Source organism: Tumidithrix elongata BACA0141 (assembly GCF_036349135.1).
Lineage (GTDB): Bacteria > Cyanobacteriota > Cyanobacteriia > Pseudanabaenales > Pseudanabaenaceae > Tumidithrix > Tumidithrix elongata.
The window spans coordinates 1-17,653 of record NZ_JAZBJZ010000049.1 but is presented as its reverse complement, the minus strand read 5'-3'; the positions used below and the strand labels follow the sequence as shown (position 1 = coordinate 17,653).

Below are 17,653 nucleotides of genomic sequence, written 5' to 3'. Positions count from 1 at the left end.
CAATGGCTTTATCTCATGTGAAGATAGGAAGCTATAAAATTTATATAAATATTGTAATAAGTAGTAATTAAATTATCCGACATGATAAATAATTTTACCCAAACAATAAATATATAAACAAGTATTACAAAGCATTTGAGGGATTGGTTGGAAATCGTCTAGAGCGCGATTTGTTCGATTTTTCCGCTTAAGTAAATTTTCTATTTCTTTGTAATTTACTCATTGTTTTCTCTAAGTGACGAGGGTCAATATTTCTATAGCAATAGTTAGAATTTTTGATAATGGATAACCATAATTGTAGAACTGATAGTTTTAAGCAGAAATCATAAATTTGGCACTTTGTTTGGAGTTATTTGACTAATTTCCAAGAAATCCATAAATTATTCATAATACCTAATCTTATTTTTTATGTTGCAAATTTATATTACAGAAGCCTTAATCACAAATTAAAACGGGTTTCCTGATGACGCTTTCTCTATTAACAGATCGAGCCTGTAAACCTATTGATCAGAGCACTCAATCTCTAATTGATAGAGAAAAGCGTGAATCTGACCATAACCCCGCGATCGCGCTATGGCTCAAAGTCAATCGTAACATGGTTCTATCGTCACTATCTACGAACACATGGGGAAGTAAGCCATGAGTCAGCAAATTCTGAGTGGCAGCGATCGCTTCCCGCAGGTTGACGGTTATCGCCTCACCGAGTCCCTATTTGAGGGGTATAGAACTCTTGTATATCGAGGTATTCGGCTTGTAGATCGGTTACCTGTGGTGGTGAAAATGTTAAGGGGCGATCGCCCCACTGTTCACGACCTATTACGGTTGCGCAACCACTATACGATTGCGAAAAACATAAACCTATCTGGAATTGTCCAACCCATTGCCTTAGAAAGTATTGACCATGGTTTAGCTCTGGTGATGCCAGACGATCGCTGCATTGCCCTGCGAGATTACTTGGCAACCAACACCCTAGCATTGGTTGATTTTTTTGCGATCGCCCTACAATTGGCAAAAGCCCTAGCAGAACTTTATCAACATCGTGTCATCCACAAAGATATCAAGCCCTCCAATATCTTGATCGATCCGACAACCCGACAGATCAAACTCACCGATTTTGGATTGGCTTCGCGATTACCCCATGAAATCCAAGAGATTCAAACCCCAAATATTTTAGAAGGAACATTAGCCTATCTATCGCCCGAACAAACAGGACGCATGAATAGAGGGATTGACTATCGCACAGATTTTTATTCATTGGGCGTAACCTTCTACGAACTCCTGAGCGGACAGCTCCCCTTTCAAAGCGATGACCCTTTGGAACTCGTCTATTGTCACTTAGCCAAATCCCCCATTCCTTTGGAATCCTCTCGCATTCCCAAGGTACTCTCGGATATCGTCATGAAACTACTGGCAAAGAATGCTGAAGACCGCTATCAGAGTGCCGTAGGCTTAAAAGCAGATTTGGAAATTTGTCGAGAGCAGTATACCCAGACTGGGGCGATCGCTGCGTTTACGTTAGGACAGGTGGACGATCTAGCCCAGTTTAACATTCCCCAAAAGCTCTATGGTAGAGAAGAGCAGGTCAAAACATTACTGGAGGTCTTCGATCGGGTCAGTCAAGGGAGTTGCGAACTAGTTTTGGTGAAAGGCTATTCGGGTGTGGGTAAAACCGCTCTCGTTAATGAAATTCTGAGGCAATTGACCTACCGTAAAGGCTATTTTACATCGGGTAAATTCGACCAATATCAACGCAATATCCCCCTAGCCGCAGTCGTAAAAGCCCATCGCGGCTTGGTGAGCCAATTACTTGCCGAATCTGAAGTCAGGCTGCAATATTGGCGCGATCGCTTTCTCGATCGCCTAGGAGTCAACGGTCAACTGATCGTCGATCTCATGCCAGAACTGGAACTGATTATTGGACGGCAACCACCTGTTGTGGAATTGGGCGCAATCGAATCGGCAAACCGTCTGATGTATACCTTCGATCGCTACGCCCAGGCTTTACAGAGTCCCAATCATCCCATTGTCCTGTTTATGGATGATGGGCAATGGGCAGATACCTCCTCCTGTCAATCATTGCAAGGATTTATGCAGAATCCCGAAAACCATCATTGGCTGATGATGGCAGCCTATCGAGAAAATGAAGTATCTCCTACCCATCCTTTTATGCAAGCGATCAAGGCAATTCGCCAAACGGGGGCAAGGATTACTGAAATTAACCTAGAACCCTTGGATTTGGAAGATGTCACCCACTTGCTTGCCGAGACGCTGCATACTTCAGCCGAGTCCGTTAATGCTCTTTCCCAGCTACTTTTAGAGAAAACCCTAGGGAATCCATTCTTTCTGAACCAATTACTCAAATCATTGCATGAGGATGGCTTGATTTGGTTCGATGCCACCTTAGCGATCGCTAGAAAACAGAAGATAGGCGGATGGAATTGGAATCTGGCACAGATTCAACAAAGGGGCATGACCGATAATGTCGTTGAATTGATGATTGGCAAGATCTGCAAATTATCGGAACCAACCCAACGGATATTGCAGTTAGCTGCTTGTATTGGCAATACGTTCGATTTGCAAACGCTAGCCACGGTTAGCGAACAGTCTCTCACTCAAACGGCACAGGAACTATGGGAAGCGATTCAAATCGGTGCGATCGCACCTGTGGGAGAAGGCTATCGCTTAGCCCAGACATTGCATGAGGATGAAATTGCTGGAGCTTTGATGCAAGGGGAGGCGATCAGCTACTGCTTCCTCCACGATCGCGTTCAACAAGCGGCTTACTCCCTAATTGCTGAAGGTGAAAAACAGGCAACCCATCTAACCATCGGGCGGCTATTGTGGCGCGACACTTCAACCGAGGCAAGGGAAGAACGAGTATTTGAAATGGTTAACCATTTGAATCTTGGCATTTCCCTAATAGAGGAACCCCAAGAGCAAGAAAACCTAGCCGCGTTAAACCTAGCCGCAGGACATAAAGCCAAAACTGCCACAGCCTATGGAACCGCACTTGACTATGCCACCACGGGAATCCAATTACTCTCCCCTACCAGTTGGCGCGATCGCTATGATTTAACGCTCCAACTCTATGGGATCGCTGCTGAAGCCGCTTACCTAACGGGCGATCTTAACCAGATGGCAAGTTGGGTAGCGATCGTCATGCAGCAGGGTCGCACAATTCTAGATCGGATCGAGGTTATCGAAATCACGATTCAAAGCTATGCAGCACAGAATCGACATCTTGAAGCACTCTCTTTGGCATTGGATACCTTAGCGCAACTCGGAGTGAGTTTGTCCAAATCACCTACTCCTCAAGAGATTCAGCAGGAATTTAGCCATGTTCGCGCAGCCTTGAGCCAACGCAGTCTAGACGAATTGCTGAATCTCCCTAGCATGAGCGATCCCTACAAGTTAGCCGCCAGCCAGATCTTAGCGAATATGAGTGGTAGTGCTTCGATCGCATTGCCAGCCCTCATACCGATTATAGTACTATGCCACCTTCGCATATCAATGGAATATGGGAACTCACCTTTTTCGGCTCACGGATATGTTGGCTATGGAATTTTAGTCGGTCTTACGCTCCAAGATAGTCAAACTGCCTATCAATTTGGTCAACTTGCCCTCCAGCTAATCGAGCGATCGCAAGCGAAGGCGATCCAAACCAAAATATTTCAATTGGTGGGAGCATATATAATCCACAGAAAATGTCATATTAGGGAAACCTTATCGTTTTTCGATCGTGCCCTTGTAAGTGGACTAGAGGATGGAGATTTAGAATTTTTGGGCTATGCCACCATGACCAAATGTCAATATCTCTATTTTCTAGGTCGAGAACTGACAGACCTCAATGAAATCATGGCGGACTACAATGACAGTCTTGCCAAATTAAACCAAGCCGCTTCCCTAAGCTGGAATCAAATCTTTCGGCAGGCAGTTTTAAATTTAATTTCCCCTAGCAATAGCCCCTGTAGTTTGACAGGAGAATTGCTGAGCGAGGAAGAATTTATAGAAGCCCATCAAGCCGCCAACGACCGACTGGGTCTGCATTACTTCTACACTCATAAACTAATCCTATGCAATCTATTTGGAGACTATGACCAAGGGTTAGAAAATGCTAAACAAGCTCAGTTGTATTTAGATGGTGCAGACGGATTTCTCAATATCCAGATTTTCCATTTTCATGATTCTCTCGTGCGGCTACAAAATTGGTCAGTAATTGTAGACGAGCAACGTACAGAATTCCTAGAGGCGATCGATGCCAATCAGGCAAAGATGCAGGTATGGGCAGAGAATGCGCCCATGAACTATCAGCATAAATGGGAGTTAGTGGAAGCTGAGAAGTGTCGAGTGCAGCAGCAGTACATGGAAGCGATGGAACTTTACGATCGCGCCATCTCTGGAGCCAAAGCCCATGGATACATCCAAGAAGAAGCCTTGGCGAACGAACTTGCTGCAAAATTCTATCTCAATTGGGATAAACCCAAGGCTGCTGTAGGCTATATGCAATCGACCTATGAGTGCTACAGCCGCTGGGGAGCTAAAGCAAAATTGGTTGACTTAGAAAATCGCTACCCTCAGTTGCTAGCGCCGATATTCCACAGTAGAAGATCCCAGACACTTGAAGCGAAAGCAGTCATGTATGAAGTTAGCGATACTAGGGACAGTCAATCTTCCTCTAGTAGCAGCACTTCAACGGGGCTAGATCTCAATACCATCCTCAAGGCATCGCAAGTACTCTCCCAAGAAATCCAGCTAGAGAAGCTGCTGGCGAAATTGATGCATATCGTCATGGAAAATACGGGGGCACAAACGGGCGCATTAATCTTGAAATCTGAGACGGACTGGAGAATTGCCATTCATTGTCGTAATGCTGAAACCTGTCATCTGGAATCCATGCCCCTTGAGGGGAGTCTGCTGATTCCCTTGAGTGCGATCCACTACGTGCAGAGAACCCAGACAGTCGTAGTTATCGACGATGTAACAATCTCCAATCCCTTCAATGCCGATCCTTACTGGCTCAACCATGCCTCTAAAAGTGTATTTTGCTTCCCCGTTTTGAACCAAGGTAAATTAATCGGGATTGTATATTTAGAAAATCAGGTGACAGCGGCAGCCTTTACACGCGATCGCCAAGAACTGATGCAACTAATCGCCACCCAAGCTGCAATTTCCATCGAAAATGCTCAACTCTATCAAACGCTAGAACAAAAAGTAAAAGAACGCACCCAAGAACTCTCCCAAGTTCTATCTAACCTCCAATCTGCGCAAACAGAGTTGATCCAAGCCGAGAAAATGGCAGCTTTAGGACAACTCACCGCCAGCGTCGCCCATGAGATCAACACACCATTAGGGGTAATTCGCAGTGCTACGGGCAATATTGTTGCGGCTTTAAATATTTCGCTTCAACAATTGCCTGCACTGATGCAGGGGCTGACATCTCATCAACAGGCCGATTTTATCGCTTTGGTGAATGCTTCACTTCAGCAACAGCAAACGTTCTCAACTAGAGAGGAGCGACAACTGCGGCGGCGATTGCAAACTGAACTCAGCGATCTGGGGATTATTGATGCCCAAGCGATCGCTTCTCAACTTGCCCTCCTACGCATAGATTCAGGGCTTGAAGCCTATCAATCCCTCCTTAAAGCTCCAAATTGCTCGAATATCCTACAACTTGCGTACAAACTGGTGCAGCAGAGCCAAAATGCTACGAGCATCCAACAGGAGGTCGATCGCGCCGCCAAGATCGTGTTTGCCCTCAAAACCTACAGCCATCGCAGTGAAACAGGGGAGAAGAGTTTCGTCAAAATTACCGATGGCATTGAGGTAGCTCTGACACTCTACCAAAATCGACTGAAACAAGGCATTGAGGTCATCCGCCGCTATGTTGAAATCCCACCAATTTTCTGCGACCCTGACGAACTCACGCAGGTATGGGTAAATTTAATTGACAATGCTATCTATGCGATGGGGCAAAAGGGTACGCTAGAAGTAGCCGTGACGCAGCGACTAAAACAGGCGATCGTGGAAATTACAGATTCTGGCTGTGGCATTCCTACAGAAATTCAAGCAAAAATCTTCGAGCCTTTTGTGACTTCCAAGCCAAGAGGTGAAGGGAGCGGATTAGGACTGGATATTGTGCGACAAATTGTCCAGAAACATGATGGTGAGATTCAGGTTAAGAGTCAGTTGGGACGAACGACCTTTAGCCTTTGCTTTCCCTTATTGATGGACTTCAAGGACAAGACGAGAGAACAACTATGAATTCACAGAGCATGGGTTCGCGCGATCGCTTTCCGCAGGTTGACGGTTACCGTCTGACTAGGGAACTTCATGCTAGCAGCAAAACCCTAGTCTACCAAGGTATTCGGCTTGAAGGTGGTCTACCTGTGGTGTTGAAACTATTGAGAAGCGATCGCCCCTCGATGCAAGACCTCCTGCGGCTTCGGAATCACTACACAATTGCCAAGAATCTGAATCTGTCAGGCATTGTGCAGCCACTGAGTTTGGAACCCTATGGCAATGGGTTTATTTTGGTCATGCCCGACGATCGCTCTATGGCACTCTCAGAATACCTTACCTCCAATTCCTTGGCTCTGCCTGATTTTTTGGCGATCGCACTTCAACTGACTGCGATTTTGGATGACCTCTATCGCCAGCGTGTCATCCATAAAGATATTAAGCCGAGTAATATCCTGATTGAGCCGACGACGAAACAGGTGAAGCTGACCGATTTTGGATTGGCTACACTGTTGCCCCACGAAACCCAAGCGATCGTCAGCGCTACTTTTATGGAGGGAACACTGGACTACATGGCTCCCGAACAGACGGGACGAATGAATCGAGGTATTGATTATCGCACCGATTTTTACGCTTTGGGTGTGACCTTTTTTGAGCTGTTAACGGGACAGTTACCTTTCCATTCAGACGATCCCTTAGAACTAGTGCATTGCCATTTGGCAAAGCCTGCACCCTTGACATGCGAATTGAAACCAGAGATTCCATTCGCGATTGGGCAGATTGTCGCAAAACTGATGGCAAAAAATGCCGAGGATCGCTACCAGAATGCATTGGGTCTGAAACATGATTTGCAAATTTGTCTAGATCGATGGCAATCAACGGGGAAGATAACAACCTTTGAGTTAGCAACGCAGGATCGAAGCGATCGCTTCATAATTCCTGAAAAACTCTATGGACGAGAAACAGAAGTATCCACTTTACTAGCTGCTTTCGATCGCGTTAGTGCAGGTGCGGCAGAAGTGATGCTGGTGGCAGGCTTTTCAGGGGTTGGCAAAACTGCGGTGGTGAATGAAGTCCATAAGCCCATCGTCAAGCAGCGGGGCTATTTCATCAAGGGCAAATTTGACCAGTTTAACCGCAATATTCCCTTTTCGGGATTTGTACAGGCTTTTCGCGACCTCATGGGGCAATTGCTAAGCGAAAGCGATCGCCAACTAGCCCTGTGGAAAGCCAAAATCCTCGAAGCGGTGGGCGAGAACGGTCAAGTCATGATTGAGGTAATTCCAGAGCTAGAAAGAATTATTGGACATCAACCTGCTGCTCTCGAATTATCAAGTAATGCGGCACAGAACCGATTTAATGCTCTGTTTCAGAAGTTTATTCAGGTTTTCACTGCCCCAGAACATCCGTTGGTAATATTCCTAGATGACTTGCAATGGGTAGATTCAGCTTCTCTGAACCTTTTGCAATTGTTGATGGAGGATGTAGGGCATCTCTTGATTTTAGGAGCTTATCGGGATAACGAAGTATCGTCAGTGCATCCCTTTATCTTGACAATCTATAGGTTGAGAAATACAGGGATAACCATAAATACGATCGCCTTGCAGCCCCTAAGTCAAAGCGATGTCAACCAATTGGTAGCGGATACCTTAAGCTGCGATCGCGCTTCCGTCAAGCCGTTAACTGAGTTGATATATCAAAAGACCCAAGGCAATCCCTTTTTTACCACCCAATTTCTCAAAGCACTGCACCAAGAAGGATTGATTCAGTTCAACGCGATCGATAAAGATAGCCAAGGGGAATGGCAATGCGATCTCAGCCAGATCAAACTCCAAAGCTTAACCGATGATGTCGTGGCGTTTATGGCGCAACAGTTACAGAAGCTTCCTCAACCTACGCAAGCCATACTTAAGCTCGCTGCCTGTATCGGGGCACAGTTCGACCTACAAACCTTAGCGATCGTATCTGAGCGATCGGAAATAGAGACCGCCAAAGCATTGTGGGCTGCACTGGCAGAGGGATCGATCGTTCCCCTCAATCAAATCTATAAGTTTTTCCAAATGGAGTCGGAAGTCCTGCGAGAAAATCCTTCTGGACTCCGAATGGAGGATTCTGGTTCCTGTACTTACCGATTCCTTCACGATCGCGTGCAGCAGGCAGCCTATTCTCTCATCCCATCATCTCAAACAGAAGCCGTACATCTGAATATCGGTCGATTGCTCTTGGCGCGCACTTCCCTTAGCGATCGCGAGCTACATCTCTTCCATATTGTAAATCAACTAAATCGCGGTGTATCTCTGATTCGCGAGCCAAGGGAGCGCGAGGAATTGGCACATCTCAACTGGCGGGCTGGGGAAAAAGCCAAGAGCGCTACTGCCTATGATGCTGCCATGAATTATCTCGATACGGGGTTACAGCTTTTATCGTCGAAATCTTGGCAAAACCAGTATGCGCTCAGTTTGGGATTGCACCAATTGACCGTCGAAGTCGCCTATCTTGCCAATGCTTACGATCGGATGGCAGCACTGATGGCGATCGGCCTGCAAAACGCTAGGAATCACTTGGATCGGGCGAAATTCTACGAAATTCAGATTCTGGCATTCGTGGCGCAAAAACAAGCAAAAGCTGCGGTGGACTACGCACGCAAGATTCTACCCGTCTTTGGCGTGCGCTTTCCCAAAAATCTATCCAAGCGACGAATCATTCTAGAGTTCTTGGCTACGCTCTATCGCATGGCTGGCAAAACTCCTAAGGATTTGCTCAAACTGCCTACCATGTCTGACCCTTACAAGTTAGCAGCCTGTAACCTGTTCAATGTCCTCGGTGCGGCAACTGCAAGTGCAATGCCAGAAATCCTGCCATTTATGACATTCATTGGCATCTCGCTCTATCTGCGTTATGGCAATATTCCCAAATCATCGATGGCCTATACGATCTATGCTTTTTTACTCTGCGAAAAGCTCGGGCGTATCGATCGCGGGTATGCCATTGGTAAAGCCGCGATCGCCCTATGCCACCAGACTGACTCAAAAGAAGCTTTGGCTCCCACCCTATTTCTCTGGCAGCGGTTTATTGCCTATCGCAAGGAATCCCTACGCGAGCTACTGCCTTTACTATTGGAAGCCTATCAGGTGAGTTTGGAAGTTGGGGATATCGAATATGCTGCCTATAGTCTCTGCGTTTATTTTACTCAAGCCTTTTGGACGGGTCAAAATCTCATGGATTTACAACAGGAAGCGATCGCTTCCCGTTCTAGTTTGCATAAACTCCAGCAACGCTCGATGATCGATATGCACGCGCTCAACTGCCAAGGACTAGAAAATCTCACAACAGAAACTGAGGATGCTTGCCAACTGGTCGGTCAGTTTTTTGATGAAACCGCGCTCGCATCGGAAGATCGGCAGATGCAGGTTTATACAAGTTTCCGCAAACTCCATCTGGCATTCTTGTTCGAGCGCTACGATCTGGCATTAGAACAAATTGCGATCGTCGAGCCACATCTGGACATCCTTGAAGGAACCTTTATCAAAACGCTTCTCTATTTTTATGACGCTTTGGTCAGGTTGGCGTTATACCCGAATCTGAACAAAGCTCGGCAAAAAGAATATCTAGCAAAAGTCAAGACCGATCGCAAACATCTCACAAAGCTGGCGAAATCGGCTCCCATGAATTATCAGCACAAGCTGTTTTTGGTGGAAGCGGAAAGCCTGCGTATCTTAGAGAAATTAAGCCAAGCAGGAGAACTTTACGATCGCGCGATCGCGGGGGCAAAGGCAAATAGTTACACCCAAGAAGAGGCACTTGCCAACGAACTGGCAGCGAAGTTTTACCTCAATCTTGGGAGAGAAAAAATCGCTCAAGTTTATATGGTCGAGGCCTATTATTGCTATATCCGTTGGGGAGCAACTGCCAAAGTTCGCGATTTAGCCAATCGTTATCCACAACTACTCGCTTCCGTTCTCCAACAGATTCCTTCCTCTGACCCTCTCCTGAGATTTTCTAGCATCACCTCCAGTAGCGATCTTGCTGCCCTAGATTTAGCCACGCTCCTTAAAGCCTCTCAATTGATTTCTGGTGAAATCGAACTTGATAAGCTCTTAGAAACGCTCCTCAATATCGCGATCGCTAACGCGGGTGCAGATAAATGCGTCCTATTGCTGCGAGTAGAACAGGAATTACAAATCGCGGCTTTAGTAGAATCTGGACAGAAACCGCAAATCTTATCCTCACCGATATCTCTAGAATCAAGTGAAGATGTAACAATTAGTTTGGTCAATCAGGTCAAGCGTAGTTTAGAGCCGTTAGTTGTGAATGATGCGCGGGAAGATGTTCAGTTTGCAGGCGATCGCTACATCACTCAACATCAGCCCAAAAGTATTCTCTGTACGCCCATTCTCAAGCAAGGGCAAGTGCTGGGGGTTTTATATCTAGAAAATAGTTTGACCGTGGGGGCGTTTACAAGCGATCGCCTTGAAGTCTTAAATCTAATTTGCTCCCAAGCTGCGATTTCTATAGAAAATGCCCGACTCTATCAAACGCTGCAACAGAGTGAAAATAAGTTTCGAGCCTTTGTGGAAAATGTCAACGACATCATTTATGCCGTTACACTAGAGGGAACCTTTAGCTATCTATCTCCCCAGTTTAAAGACATGCTGGGCTACGATGTTAGCGAATTTTTGAATCAGTCTTTTGGTGAATTAACCCATCTAGATGATATCCCTGCCATAATAGCCTCGAACCAAAAGCTCTTTGAAACTGGACAGAAACAATCTGGGCTGGAGTTTCGGGTCAAACATAAGAATAGTGAATGGGTATGGATTACTTGTAATAATGCCCCGATCTTTGATGACCAAGGTAGTGTGGTTGGGTTGCGTGGCATTGCGCGAGATATTAGCGATCGCAAACATTTGGAGAAGGAACAGGCTCGTCTACTCGCGATCCTAGAAGCCTCTTCTGATTTCATTGGCACTGCCAATCCTGATGGGCAAACTACTTGGATGAACAGCGCGTTTCGCCGTCTGTATAACCTGACTCCAGAGACCAATCTAGCTGACTATCGCATCGTAGACTTGCATCCTCAATGGACTTTAGATCTTTTACAACAAGAGGGGATTCCGCAGGCGATGCAATACGGTTACTGGGTGGGTGAGACGGCTTTACTAACCCCTGACAAGCGAGAAATTCCTATATCCCAAATGGTGATGTCGCACAAGTCCCCAGATGGAACCTTGGAATATTTATCCATCATTATTCGAGACATTAGCGATCGCAAACAAGCAGAAGTAGCCCTACGCGAATCTCAACTGTTCCTCCAAACTGTAATTGACACTTTCCCCCTTGTCGTATTTTGGAAAGATCGACAGTCTGTCTATTTAGGTTGCAACCTAAAATCTGCGATCGCTTGCGGTTTAGACTCCCCCGCAGACATTATCGGCAAGACCGACTACGATATGCCTTGGGCTGAAACCGAAGCCGATACCTATCGTGCTACCGATCGTAAAGTCATGGACTCTGGCGAAGCTAAACTTGGCATTATCGAGACTCAAGTGCGTGCGGATGGCTCAAAGATCTGGATTGAAACCAACAAATTGCCTTTATATAACCTTAATGGTGAGGCGATCGGAATACTGGGGACTTATCAAAATATTACCGATCGCAAAAAAGCTGAAGAGGATGTGCGAGATAGCGAAGAACGCCTCCGTCTAGCACTAATGGCTGCGAATCAAGGACTATACGATCTCAATCTGCAAACTGGCGAAGCGATTGTCAGCCCTGAATATGCCACCATGCTGGGGTACGATTCAGCCGAATTTCATGAAACAAATGCCAAGTGGATCGAATGGCTGCACCCAGACGATCTAGAGCGAGTTGCTGGTACTTATCAAGCATATGTGAATAGAGAAATTGCAGATTATGTAGTGGAATTTCGGCAACGCACCAAAAACGGTGACTGGAAATGGATTCTCTCGCTAGGCAAAATTGTCGAATGGGATGAACTTGGGCAACCCTTACGGATGTTGGGGACTCATACAGACATTAGCGATCGCAAAGCTGCGGAAGCACTGCTCCAACAACAGGCACAACAGCTCGAAGAATATACCCAGACTCTAGAACATAGAGTGGAAGAACGCACCCAAGAACTGTCACAGGCATTATCCAATCTTCAATCTACGCAAGCAGAACTGATTCAATCCGAAAAGATGGCAGCCTTGGGACAGCTTACTGCTAGTGTCGCCCACGAGATCAACACGCCTCTAGGCGTGATTCGTGCAGCTACGGGCAATATCGTTGCAGCAAGCAGTGTCTCTCTTCAGCAACTGCCCCAACTCATGCAAACCCTGACTCGTCAACAACAGGAAGAGTTCCTAAGTTTGGTGGATGCCGCCCTTCAAAAAACTCAGCCTCTATCTACCAAAGAAGAGCGACAACTGCGGCGACAACTGCAAAGCGTGCTAACCACCCAAGGTATTGCCGATGCTGCTGGCATCGCGAATCAACTCAGTCAGATGCAACTGGGTTCCGATCTGTACCTTTATCAATCCATTCTGCAAGACCCAAACTGTTACGACATTTTACAGGTAGCTTACAAGCTAGTATTACAACATCAGAGTACCCGCAGCATTCAACAGGAAGTAGACCGCGCCGCTAAGATCGTGTTTGCTCTCAAAGCCTATAGCCATCAAAGTCAAAACAATGAGAAGAGTCTTGCCAAAATTAGCGATGGCATTGAAGTTGCCTTAACGCTTTACCACAATCGCCTCAAACAGGGAATTGAGGTGATCCGCAATTATCAAGAAGTTCCCGATATTTTGTGCGACCCAGATGAACTCACGCAAGTCTGGGTAAATTTAATTGACAACGCCATCTACGCTATGGGGCAAGTGGGTACGCTAAAAATTTCTATAGCACAGCAAGCAGACTTTGTCGTTGTTGAAATTACAGATTCTGGCGGAGGAATTCCCGATGAAATATTACCTCGACTTTTTGAGCCATTTTTTACGACAAAGCCGAGAGGTGAAGGCAGTGGACTAGGACTAGATATTGTGCGGCAAATTGTTCGAAAACATGGAGGCGAGATTCAAGCACGCAGCCAAATGGGACAAACTACCTTTCGGGTGGTACTACCTTACGAATACCTGTAACAACTATCAAAAATCTGTCAACTTTAAGCGCGACTTTGGAAACAACTGATGAGCAAACCAACAATCCTCTGTGTTGATGACGAACGCAATGTTCTCCTCACCCTTAGAACTCAATTAATGCGTTACTTCCCTGACTTCACGGTTGAAATTGCCGAAAGTGCGGAGGAAGCCTTGGAGGTTGTTGAAAATCTATTAGCCGATGGGCTAGAGCTACCCCTCGCGATCGCGGATCAGATCATGCCGGGTATGAAAGGCGATCGGTTCTTGATCGAACTTCACGATCGCCATCCAGAAACTCTGAAGATCATGCTGACGGGGCAAGCCAGCGCCAAAGATGTTGGCAATGCGGTCAATCGAGGCAATCTCTATCGTTTCATGGCAAAACCTTGGAATGAAACCGATTTAAAACTAACTATAACCGAAGCTTTGCGCAGCTATCAGCAAAATCAGGAAAACGCTCGGCAACGTTTGGAAATCGAACAAGCCAAGTTGGAGCTTGAAGCGTTGAATGCCCGCTTAGAAAACCAAGTGCAGGAAAATATCCAACAACTAAAACTGTTTGTCGAGCATACTCCTGTTGCTGTAGCTATGTTCGATCGCAACATGCACTATCTCCTTACCTCTCGTCAGTGGAAAGAGGATTACAACCTAGGGGATCGAGAAATCATTGGGCGATCGCACTACGATGTTTTCCCAGAAATTCCCGATCGCTGGCGAGAGATTCATCAACGCTGTTTAGGGGGAGCGATCGAACGATGTGAAGAGGATTACTTCATTCGCAGCGATGGTTCTATAACTTGGACACAATGGGAGATTCATCCTTGGTACGCTGATGCCAACAAGATTGGTGGGATTATCATGTTTACCCAAGTTATTACCAATCGCAAATTAGCAGAAATAGCCTTACGCGAAAGCGAAGCCAGTCTGGCTATGGCTCAGAGACTTGCTCATATTGGCAATTGGGAATTCAATCTGCAAACTCAAGAAATCACCTGGTCAGAAGAGATTTATCACATGTTTGGGCTAGATCCTACCCAACCTGTGCCACCCTATGCTGAGTATATCGAGAAAATTCATCCAGACGATTGCCCTACATTGCTCCGACATATAGAAGAAGCTGCAGTCAACGGTACGCCCTACACCATTGACTATCGAGCTATCTTTAAGGATGGCTCCATTCGCTATCACGAAGGTCGTGGAGAAGCAATCCGAGATAGCCAAGGGCAAATCGTAAAACTACAAGGCACTGCATTAGATATCACAGACCGTAAAAGTGCCGAGATTGCCCTGCGGGAAAGCGAACTACGGTTTCGAGGCATTTTCGACCAGATGTTTCAGTTCGTAGGTTTATTGTCTCCCACTGGTAAGCTTTTAGAGATCAATCAGCAAGCATTGCAGTTTACCGGGTTGAGTCGAGATGAATTTCTTAGTTATGATTTTTGGGAAGTTCCTGCTTGGCACACACCTGAAGCCGTTGAATTTGTGAGAAATGCCGTTGTTAGTGCTGGTCGCGGAGAATTTGTGCGCGGTGAAGTGGAAGCATGTGGGGTAGAGAATTATTCGATCGCGATCGACTTTTCCTTGCGTCCAGTTATGGATGAGGCAGGTAAGGTCGTATTACTGATCGCGGAGGGACGAGATATCACTGAGCGCAAGCATGAGGAACTAGCTCTACAAAGCCTGTTGCATGGAACCGCCTCAATAACTGGCAAAGAATTTTTTCCCGAACTCGTCAGACAAATTGCGATCGCGCTGGATGTATCTTATGTTTATCTTGACAGACGAGTGGGAGAAAATCTAGAGACACTTGCTTGGTATGCCGAAGGTCAGCTTCAGCCCAATTTAGTCTACAAAATCGCCCATACTCCCTGTGAGTTAGTGCTTCGAGAAGGTGTCTACTCCTGCTCAGAGGTGAAACTGTTTTTTCCACTTAATGAGAATTTTGTGGGATTGGAAGTTGATAGTTATTTTGGAGTAGCATTGCAAAATGCTGCGGGTGAAAAGATCGGGGTGCTTTGCGTGCTGGGTCGCCAACCATTACTCAATCAAAAACGAGCGGAACTTTTACTGCGGATTTTTGGGGCTCGTGCAGTCGCCGAAATGGAGCGCCTGCAAGTTCTCGAAGATTTACAAAATCTGAATCTGGAACTCGATCGACGCGTTCGGGAACGAACCCAAGAATTATTACAATCACGTAACTTTCTCGAAGCGATTGTTGAAAATATTCCACTATCCCTATTCGTCAAAAGCGGCAAAGAAGAAAGATTTGGCGAAATAATGCTATGGAATAATACCTGCGAACTTATGTTTGGTTGTAGCAAAGAGCGAGCAATCGGTAAGTCAGTTAAAGACTTTTTCTCAAAAGAGGAAGCTGATGTCTTTCTTGAGAGCGATCGTTTATGCTTTGAACTGGAGACAATCGAGGATATACCTGAAGAGTCGATCGATTTCCCGGAACTCGGCACAAGAATTTTGCATACTATCAAAGTTCCGATGTTCGACGAACAAGGCAGCCCTGATTATTTGATCTGTATTTCTGAAGATATTACCGATCGCAAACAAGTAGAACAAAACCTCCTAGCTGAGAGATTGCGTTTGCAAATTGCCCTAGAAGCCTCTGAAATGGGTACTTGGGAGTCCAATATGGAGACAGGCTATTGGTCAGAACGGACAGAAGCAATTTTTGGTTTTGCCCCAGGTACTTTCCCCGGCGATCGCGAGGCTTTTCTAAAATTGGTTTATGCCGAAGACCAAGCTCGAGTATTTAGCGCCCTTGCGCATAGTTTTACCACCCAATCTCCCTACAAAATCGAATATCGAATTAACCACCCCCATGGAGAGATTCGTTGGGTGTCTGTGAATGGGAAAGTAGCACAGAATGAGGACGGCACTGGCTGGCGGATCGTTGGCGTAGCGCTTGACATTACAGAGCGAAAACGAGCGGAGGAATCCATTCGCTTAAGCCAAGAACAATTGAAACTAGCTCTTGAAGGCTCAGGTGATGGCTTGTGGGATTGGAATATTGTAACGGGTGAAGCCTATCTGAGTCCGCGTTGGCTGGGAATGTTGGGTTACGAGGTCGACGAACTTCTAGGTCATATCGATACTTGGAGTCAAATGCTCCATCCTGACGATCTGCCCCAATTGATGGCGATGCTCAACGCTCACCTACTAGACAGTTCTGTTCCCTATCAGGTTGAACATCGCGCCCTTTCTAAAGATGGAACATGGAAATGGATAGCGAACTTCGGCAAAGTAGTTGCCCGAGATGCCGATGGCAAACCTTTGCGCATGGTTGGTTTGCAGAGAGATATCAGCGATCGCAAACAAGCCGAGCTTATGTTACAGCGACAGCTAACAGCCGTTGAGGCATCCCTGGATGGCATTGCGATCCTCCAGAACGACAACTACATTTACATAAATGAAGCTCATGCCCAAATCTTTGGCTACGACTCACCCGCAGAGTTGCTTACCAAAACTTGGCGCGAGCTGTATACGCTTGAAGAGATCCGCAAGTTTGAACGAGATGTATTTCCAGTCTTGATGGAGCAAAAACACTGGCGTGGCGAAGCGATGGCAAAGCGCAAAGATGGCACAACCTTTGATGAAGAGCTGTCACTGGTTATTTCAGAGAATGGCGATTTGATCTGTGTTTGTCGTGACATCAGCGATCGCAAAGCTGCCGAAACACAACTCCAACAGCAAGCGAAACAACTCGAAGAGTATGCCCAAACCCTAGAGCAGAGAGTAGAAGAACGCACTCTAGAACTTTCGCAGGCTTTATCCAATCTTCAATCCACGCAAGCAGGACTGATTCATTCCGAAAAGATGGCAGCCTTAGGGCAACTCACTGCCAGTGTCGCCCACGAGATCAACACACCTCTGGGAGTAATTCGCGCTGCTACAGGCAATATCATTGCAGCAAGCAGTATCTCCCTTCAGCAATTGCCTCAACTCATGCAAAGCTTGACTCCTCAACAACAGGAGGAGTTCCTGAGTTTAGTAAATGCCGCCCTTCAGAAAACCCAGCCTCTATCTACCAGAGAAGAGCGACAACTGCGACGACAATTGCAAAGCGAACTAGCCACCCAAGGTATTGCTGATGCTAGTAGTATCGCGAATCAACTCAGTCAGATGCAATTGGGTTCCGATCTGCACCTTTATCAATCCATTCTGCAAGCCCCGAACTGTTACGACATTTTACAGGTAGCTTACAAACTAGGGCCAATTCAAGGATGAAATGCAACGGGGTCTGATGAAGCAAAGAATACTTC

At 46.2% G+C, this 17,653-nt stretch carries 4 protein-coding genes; all 4 read left to right on the top strand.

Annotated features, from left to right (window positions below; translation table 11 throughout):
* Positions 1-542 precede the first annotated feature (542 nt).
* From V2H45_RS13270 to V2H45_RS13255, 4 genes are read left to right on the top strand one after another with little or no spacing between them, the layout of a single operon-like run.
* Positions 543-686, top strand: coding sequence for a hypothetical protein (locus V2H45_RS13270; protein ID WP_330484121.1), 144 nt, complete (start codon positions 543-545; stop codon positions 684-686).
* A complete protein-coding gene (locus V2H45_RS13265; protein WP_330484120.1) occupies positions 640-6,261 on the top strand; it encodes a trifunctional serine/threonine-protein kinase/ATP-binding protein/sensor histidine kinase in 5,622 nt (1,873 codons plus the stop codon). Before V2H45_RS13270 ends, V2H45_RS13265 begins: the two co-directional genes overlap by 47 nt.
* Entirely contained in the window at positions 6,258-13,379 is a 7,122-nt protein-coding gene (locus V2H45_RS13260) for a PAS domain S-box protein (RefSeq protein ID WP_330484119.1), read from the top strand. Before V2H45_RS13265 ends, V2H45_RS13260 begins: the two co-directional genes overlap by 4 nt.
* A 48-nt stretch (positions 13,380-13,427) precedes the next feature.
* On the top strand, positions 13,428-17,618 hold the full coding sequence (locus tag V2H45_RS13255; RefSeq protein ID WP_330484118.1) for a PAS domain S-box protein: 4,191 nt from the start codon (positions 13,428-13,430) through the stop codon (positions 17,616-17,618).
* The last annotated feature ends 35 nt before the right edge of the window (positions 17,619-17,653 follow it).

What these genes read in the sequence shown, in the direction of transcription:
- V2H45_RS13265 (WP_330484120.1), top strand. Translation starts at nt 640, where the DNA reads ATGAGTCAGCAAATTCTGAGTGGCAGCGATCGCTTCCCGCAGGTTGAC.
- V2H45_RS13255 (WP_330484118.1), top strand. Translation starts at nt 13,428, where the DNA reads ATGAGCAAACCAACAATCCTCTGTGTTGATGACGAACGCAATGTTCTC.
- V2H45_RS13260 (WP_330484119.1), top strand. Translation starts at nt 6,258, where the DNA reads ATGAATTCACAGAGCATGGGTTCGCGCGATCGCTTTCCGCAGGTTGAC.